The organism is Candidatus Symbiopectobacterium sp. NZEC135 (assembly GCF_025962695.1).
Map to the genome: position 1 here is coordinate 1 of NZ_JAGFPF010000172.1, position 3005 is coordinate 3005.

The 3005-nt window shown below is 50.9% G+C and carries 1 protein-coding gene and 1 pseudogene; one reads left to right on the top strand and one right to left on the bottom strand.

The window, feature by feature from the left end:
* Window positions 1–1016, bottom strand: a pseudogene (gene istA, locus J5224_RS24420) (IS21 family transposase); the annotation flags it as partial.
* A 92-nt stretch (window positions 1017–1108) separates the two neighbouring features.
* Between istA and J5224_RS24425 the strand changes: the two are divergent.
* Window positions 1109–3005 (top strand): Tn3 family transposase (locus J5224_RS24425; protein WP_264627816.1); only part of this gene is annotated, 1897 nt, incomplete at its 3' end.

Here is a 3005-nt window from a genome sequence, read left to right on the forward strand (position 1 = left end):
CCTCAGCTCATCATACAGCATGATCCGGATGGAGACTGGGCGGCCGCACCAGGCCTCCGGCACGGAGTAACGATTACCTCGCACCTCGATATAGCCGTCCCAGGCCACATGACGGATGTCGAAGTAGCTGGTATCGAAGTCCGTTGCCGGCAACGCCTGCAGGTGCGCTTTTTCTTCCTCGAAGCGGGTCGCCGGTGTTTGCCGGAACTGGCGCAGCTCACGCTGGTCCGCGACCTCGGCAAGCCACTGCTCCAACAACTGATTAACGTGCGCGAAGCTGTCGAACTGCGTGTAACGGACGAAGAAGTTGTATTTCAGGTATTCAACCATGCGTTCAACCTTGCCCTTGGTTCGCGCGCGGCGGGGGCGACAAGCCCGGGGCTGGAAGTCATAGTGCTGTGCCAGTTGCAGGAAGCCGGCGTTGAACACCACATTGCCGTTGTGATTTTTCAGCACGGCCGCTTTCTGGTTATCGACCAGCACGGTTTTCACGCCGCCACCGAAGTAGCGCAAGGCCCGCACCAGGGACTCATAGGTGTGTTCCGGCTCGACGCCGCAAAGACATGGAGGCGACGCGAGTAGCCCAGCGTGTTAACGGCGAAGTTGATTTTGCAGCGCTCACTGGCCACTTCCGCGTCGATTTCTCCCCAGTCATGCTGCAACTGGTAGCCTGGCTGGGTTTCGAAGCGCACGGTCTTTTTACCCGGCCGCATTTTGCGTTTGGGCTGGATGTAAGCCCGAAGCGTGGAGCGTCCGCCGGGATAGCCCATCTTTCTGATTTCATGGAATATCACTTCGGCGTTCCAGACGTTTTCGGTCAGACGCATATCGATGTACTCCATAAAAGGGCGGAGTTTTTCCATTCGCAGTCGGGCCTTGCGCGCCGGCGGTGACGGATAACGCAGGTACCGTCTGACGGTACGTTGGGAACAACCGATTTGGGTGGCAATATCGACAATGTAAGCGCCCTGATGGCGCATTTGCTTTATCATGAAAAAGTCCTCTCTGCTCAGCATGTTGATATCCTTTTCGGTGTCGGAACCATCAGGAAACAACATGTTGGGTGGAGCGGACAAATCAAATGGTGATTTAGGGACTTATATCACTGGTGCTGACAAAAGCGACAATAGAAGGGCTCAGAGAGCTATTATTGCGCTATGACCAGCTTTCCAGGCTGAGCAGTAACATCTGTATTCTGGAAGATATCCCCGAGATCAAACGCAAACAATTAGCGCTGGAAGGAATGAGCCTGGATGCAGCCAGTATGGTCGATATGGAGGCCAAAAAGCGATATGTGGTAACACTATCCTTGATACAGCGGCAACTGGCCAGAATCACTGATGATCTGTGTAATGTATTCTGCAAACAAATGGCTAAAGTACAGCACCGTGCTGCAGAAGAACTTGGTGGATACCTCTCCGCGAACCAGGACAAGACTGACGAAATTATTCGCCGGTTTGCCCAGCTTGACACTGTACTGAAGTCAGAGCAGTCGATTGAAGAGCAAATCGCCTGCATCTCCCAACTGGTATCGGCCCGCCAGGATTTATGTGAATTTTCCCAGATTCATGCTGAACACGGGGGTAAAAACGAAAGCCGCTTCATGTGGCGCCATTTCAAGACTCGCCGGACTCAAATTTTTCGTATTCTGAGCAAACTGACATTTGTGGCAACCAGACAGGATCAAAGTTTTGTTCAGGTCCTTGCATTCGTTCTGGCCAATAAACACCGGCACAGTGACTGGTTGCGTCTCGGGAGTAAGGAAAATGGCATACTGACCGCCCGGGATCTTGACAGGATCCCTGATAAATGGTGGGGACTGGTTACCGGAGAAACAAAGCGTAATAACACTCCACACCAGCTGGTATCCGCAGATATTTGCGTAGCGGGAGGGGATAGTTATTCCGATACCCGTACTCAGCTTTTACCTATGGAAAAATGCACAGAAATACGGGCTGAATATGGTGAACTGGTCGGCCTGCCAGTGGAGGGTAAATCCTTCGTCGGGCATTTACAGACGCGACTGAAAGAGGTGGCTGACAGCGTTGACCGGGGTTATATGGCCAATTCGTACTTCACCATAATCAACGACCGGCCTGTTCTGACAAAACTGGTCAAAAAACCGTTACCAGCAGGATTTAATGCCGTCAATAAAACCCTGACCACAAAATTACAGGCTCTCAATTTGTCAGTTCTTGATGCACTTGGCGACACAATGCACTGGCTGAAATGGGGACAGCATTTCGGTCCACTCAGTGGTCATGAAAGTAAAAGAGGTGATGAAGAATATCGGCAAATTCTGACGACCTTTGCCTATGGAACAGGACTGGGGACTGCGCAACTGGCAAGAAATATTACAGGCGTCGGAGAACGCCAGATTTCTTTTCTGAATCAACGGCATGTTACAGAAGAAAAGCTGGATGCAGCAATACGTTATACGGTCAACGGATACAAGCGATTCTGGCTGCCCGGCCTCTGGGGCGATCCCGGACGGGCCGCAGCCGATGGAACCAAATGGGATATTTATGAAAACAACATATTATCAGAATATCACATCCGTTATGGTGGCTGGGGCGGAGTTGCTTATTATCACGTCAGTGATACCGACATAGCTCTTTTCTCACATTTTATTCCCTGTGGCGTATGGGAAGCCATTTACATCCTCGATGGCCTGATATCGGATATCCAGCCAGATACTGTACATGGTGACACTCAGGCGCAAAATGCAGTGGTGTTTTGGCTGGCGTATCTGCTGGGGATCAGACTCATGTCCAGAATTCGTAACTGGAAGGATTTGAAATGCTATAAATCGTCATCTGAACAGACTTACCAGCATATTCAGGCGCTTTTCAGCAAGGATAATATCGACAGGGCGTTAATAGAACGACATTTACCCGATATGTTGCAGGTGGCTCAGTCTGTTAAAGCCGGCTACATTGCCCCGTCGACGATCCTGCGCAAACTGGGAACAGCCAGTCGTAAAAATAAATTGTATTTTGCCTTTC